The organism is Streptomyces sp. NPDC005899 (assembly GCF_040629645.1).
Classification (GTDB): Bacteria; Actinomycetota; Actinomycetes; order Streptomycetales; family Streptomycetaceae; genus Streptomyces.
This window is the reverse complement of record NZ_JBEXWB010000459.1, coordinates 1-4,129: the sequence shown is the minus strand read 5'-3', so window position 1 is coordinate 4,129 and position 4,129 is coordinate 1. Positions and strand designations below refer to the sequence as shown.

The 4,129-nt window shown below is 73.3% G+C and carries 4 protein-coding genes and 1 pseudogene; 2 read left to right on the top strand and 3 right to left on the bottom strand.

From position 1 onward, the window contains the following. Window positions 1-248 precede the first annotated feature (248 nt). The 3 genes from ABZ371_RS29825 to ABZ371_RS29815 form a co-directional block, all read right to left on the bottom strand. Complete coding sequence (locus ABZ371_RS29825; RefSeq protein ID WP_358685418.1) at window positions 249-1,157, bottom strand: ADP-ribosylglycohydrolase family protein; 909 nt, start codon at window positions 1,155-1,157, stop codon at window positions 249-251. A gap of 12 nt (window positions 1,158-1,169) precedes the next feature. Then, on the bottom strand, window positions 1,170-1,829 hold the full coding sequence (locus ABZ371_RS29820) for a histidine phosphatase family protein (RefSeq protein ID WP_358685416.1): 660 nt from the start codon (window positions 1,827-1,829) through the stop codon (window positions 1,170-1,172). Window positions 1,830-1,983: 154 nt separating this feature from the next. Next, window positions 1,984-2,589, bottom strand: a complete 606-nt coding sequence (locus ABZ371_RS29815) for a YdbC family protein (protein WP_358685413.1) — start codon at window positions 2,587-2,589, stop codon at window positions 1,984-1,986. 206 nt (window positions 2,590-2,795) lie between these two features. On the opposite strand from ABZ371_RS29815, the gene ABZ371_RS29810 reads away from it, so the two are divergent. Both ABZ371_RS29810 and ABZ371_RS29805 read left to right on the top strand, forming a co-directional pair. After that, the gene (locus ABZ371_RS29810; RefSeq protein WP_358685410.1) at window positions 2,796-3,326 is read left to right on the top strand and encodes a TerD family protein; all 531 of its coding nucleotides are present in this window, start codon (window positions 2,796-2,798) and stop codon (window positions 3,324-3,326) included. A gap of 74 nt (window positions 3,327-3,400) precedes the next feature. Then, window positions 3,401-3,839, top strand: a pseudogene (locus tag ABZ371_RS29805) (dihydrofolate reductase family protein). Window positions 3,840-4,129 lie beyond the last annotated feature (290 nt).

Sequence of the window (4,129 nt, the reverse complement as noted above, 5' to 3'; positions counted from 1 at the left end):
CTCGGCTGCCGTCCACCAGGTGTTGAGCGGGACGGCGACCAGACCCGCCAACTGGGCCGCCCAGAAGGCGATCTGCCACTCGGGACGATTGCGCAAGGCGCGCCACCCACAAGATCAACATGGGCGGCGTGGCCGAAAGCGTAGCTCCGCCTCCGCGCGTCGGGACGGACGGGGCCGAGCTGTGGCAGGACCGTGACAGGCCACGGACAGCTACTGGACCGTCCCCGCGGGCGAGGCGGCCTCCGGGATCAGCCGGCCGCTCCGGGCAGCCAGCTCGGCGGCTCCTCCGTCCGGGCCAGCCAGGCGGCGGGAGGAGCGCCCGCCACGCCGGCGGCGACGACGCCGCCGACGATGGCGCAGGTGGTGTCCACGTCACCGCCCGCCTGGGCCGTCACCCAGAAGGCCTCTTCGAAGTCCCCGAGGCTGCGCGCCGCGGACCAGAGGGCGAACGGCACCGTGTCGTGCGCGCTGGTGCGGCGTCCGTTGCCGAGAACCGCCGCGACCGTCCCGGCGTCCTGGTAGTCGAGCATGTCCCGGGCCCGGCGCAGACCGGCCCCGACCGCGCTCCGCGGCACGAGCGCGACCACGCCGTCGAGCAGTGCCTCGGGCGTCGGCGGGCCCCCGGGCGCGGCGACGAGGGCCGCGGCCGCCGCCACCGCCATGGCGCCCACGACGGCTTCCCGGTGCTGGTGCGTGGTGTACGAGGAGATCTCGGCCTGGTGGGTGGCCTGCTCGGGGTCGTCCGCGTACCAGGCTCCCAGCGGCGCGATGCGCATCGCCGAACCGTTGCCCCACGAGCCCTGCCCCTGGAAGAGCTCGGAGGCCAGCTCGCGCCAGTCCCCGCCTTCCCTGACCAGCCGGAGCAGCCGGTTCACCGCGGGGCCGTAGCCCCGGTCGACGTCGTGGTGCCGGGCGAAGGAGCCGGCGAGGGCGTCCTGGTCGACACGCCCGTGCTCGGCGAGCACGGCGAGCACGGAGCAGGCCATCTCGGTGTCGTCGGTCCACTGCCAGGGCCCGGGCGGCAGCGCGCGGTCCTTGAGGAGGGGGTAGTTGGCCGGGACGAAGAACTGGGAGCCGAGGGCGTCGCCCACGGAGAGTCCACGCAGGCTGGCCAGGGCGCGTTCGAAGCGCCGGTCGGAAGCGGAGTCAGCGGTCATCGCCCTGCCACTCTATCCGGTGCGGCCGTAGGGCTCGGGGACGCGCCACCGCTCGAAGGGCCGGTCGAGCGTGTAGCGGCCGTCCTCCCCGAGCAGCAGCACCCTCTTCTCGCCGTTCCCGGGATTGGACAAGGACTCGAATTCGGCCACGGACCAGTGGAACCAGCGCATGCAGAACAGCCTCATCGTCAGGCCGTGGGTCACCAGCAGGACGTTCGGCGGATGGTCGGGCTCCTCGAAACTGCGGTGGAGGCTCTCCAGGAAGGCGTCGACCCGGTCGTACACGTCGGCTCCCGACTCCCCCTGCGCGAAGCGGTAGAAGAAGTGGCCGTAGGCGTCGCGGTACTCCTTCTGGCGCCGGATGTCGTCCCTGTCCTGCCAGTTCCCCCAGTCCTGCTCGCGCAGCCGGGGCTCCTCCCTGACCCGCACCTGGCCGGGGTCGAGGCCGAGCGCCTCGAACGTCTCGTGGGTGCGCCGGTAGGGCGAGACGTACACGCTGACCCGCTCCGTACCGAACAGTTCGCGCAGCTCGGCACCCGTCTCCCGGGCCTGGCGCGCTCCGGCCTCCGTGAGTGCGAGGGCGTGGTCGGGCTCCCTCTCGTAGACCGAGTCGTCGATGTTTCCCTCCGACTCGCCGTGCCGGACGAGAACGATGCGCTGCGGTCGTGCCATGCACCGACCCTAAACGTCCCCTGGTGCGACCGTGCGGCCGCCCGGTCCCGGCCGGAGTGCGCGGCCGGGTGCGGTCGCCTCGTCAGGCCGCGGTGCCGCCGCCCCCGGGCCGCCGGTAGCGGTTCCGGCGCGGGTCCGGGCGCCCGTGGCGCGGTCAGACCGTCCAGGACGGCTCGAGACGCACCACGTCGCCCGCGAGGCTCTCGACGTCCTGCTCGGTGTCCGCCCGCGCGGCGAGCCGTGCGATGCTCTCGGGCCGGTACTTGCCTCGTTCGGCGCTCGACTGCCACATCGACAGGACGAGGAACTCGTGGCCCGGCGCCTCCCCGAAGAGGGCGCGCAGCAGTCCGGGAGAGCCCGCCATCGCCGGGTTCCACACCTTCTGCTGCATGAGCGTGAAGTGTTCGACCCGGTCCTCGTGCACGCGGCTGTGCGCCACTCTGACGACGTCGGCATCGGTGAACCGCGGCTCGAAGCCGGTCTTCACGTCGAACCGGTGCTCGAAGAGCCCGACCTGCGTGTCCTTGTACGTGCCGGCCTGCGCGGCGGCCTGCCGGTCGTGTTCGCGCGCCATGTACGAGTCGTAGAAGACCCTGTTCTCCCAGAACGCGAAGACATGGGCGACGTCCGGGCGCAGTCGGCTCCATCCGCCGCTCTGCCCCCTGAAGCCCGGCTCCCCGAGCAGCCCCGCCCACTTCCGCTGCCCCCGCTCGAACCCGGGACGGTCCACCACGGTGCAGCGAATCCACTTGACCAGCACCGCGCCATCGTACGGCTCCGGGCGTGGCGCGGGTCACCCGCCGGATATGCCCGCTACCGGCCGGTGACGCGCTCCGGGCGGCCTCGGGCGCGCGATGGCCCGAAGACGCCGTCCGGTGCGAAGACGGTTGGATCCGGGGGCGCTTACGGAGATGATCTGAGGTGGCACGCACAGTCCATCGGCCCGAGGAGCGAGGGGGACGTCCGATGAGCACGCCCAACAAGGACATCGAGAAGGTCGAAGTGAGGGTCAAGTGGGACCCGAGCGCGACGGGCGAACCGGCCAACGACCTCGACATCATCGCGGCCGTGTACGGGACGGAGGCCCCGTACGGCAGCCCCGTCCACCTCGTGCACTTCGACAGCAGGTCACCGGACGGCACGATCACCCTGAACCGGGACAGCCGGACCGGGCAGGGGTTCGGCTTCGACGAGGTCATGACGATCGAGCTGGACCGGCTGTCCGACGCCTACACCAGGGTCGTCGTGGGCGTCGCGATCCAGCAGCGCGACGGTCACAAGACCTTCGCCCGGATAGACCACACGGCCGTGCAGATCCGCGAGGGCTACACGAATCTGGCGGAGGACGACTTCTCCGGGGTGCCGGACGCGACGGCGGCGGTCGTCGCCGACTTCGCCCGTGACAGCTCGGGCTCCTGGGTCTTCCGCGGAACCGTGCGGGGCTTCGACGGCGATCCCGAGGCGTTCGCGGAGGCCATGGGAAGGCCGGCCGGCTGACGGCCACCGGCTCCCCCGGATCCCCGCCGCCCTGCCCGGGCGGTGCCCACGACCCGATCGGCGGCGAGGACCCCGTGCGAAAGATCGTCCTGATGATGTCGGTGTCCCTCGACGGCTTCTTCGAGGGCCCGGACCGCGGGCTCGACTGGCAAGTTCGTCTTCTCCCGGACCCTGGACCGGGCGGACTGGAACACCACGGTGGTGCGCGACGTCGTCGTCGAGGACATCCTCGCCCTCAAGGCACTGCCCGGTGGCGACATGGCGCTCGGGGGCGCCGACCTCGCCGCTTCCTTCCTCCGCCACGACCTGGTCGACGAGTACCGCCTCTACGTGCACCCGGTGGTGCTCGGGGAGGGCAGGGCGCTGTTCCCGCCGGCTGCTGACGTGCCGGGCGTCATGCCCGCGCGACTGCGTCTGGCGGGGACCCGGACCTTCGGCAACGGCGTCGTCCTGCTGCGCTACACCCGCTCCCCGGGAGGGCCGGCCGCGTCGCCCGGCGCACCGGCGGCATGAGTCCCCGCGTGCGGCGCGGCAGGGCGGGGATCGGCCGGCGCCCCGCCCTCCCCCGTGACCTCACCCGGGACACACGGGCGCCGGGGGCCGGCCGTCCGCGGGCCCGGCGGCACCGCCGCGAGGGCGTCGGGACCGGGTTGGTGGCCGGGCATGCGAAAAGGGCGCCGGCACAAGGCTGACGCCCTCCTCGGGACGGCCGTCGGGGCCCGGGGGGGGGGGGGGGGGGCCGCGCGCGCCCCCCCCCGCGGGGCGAGCGGAGAGGCCCGGGGGGGACGGCGCGCCGCCGCAGC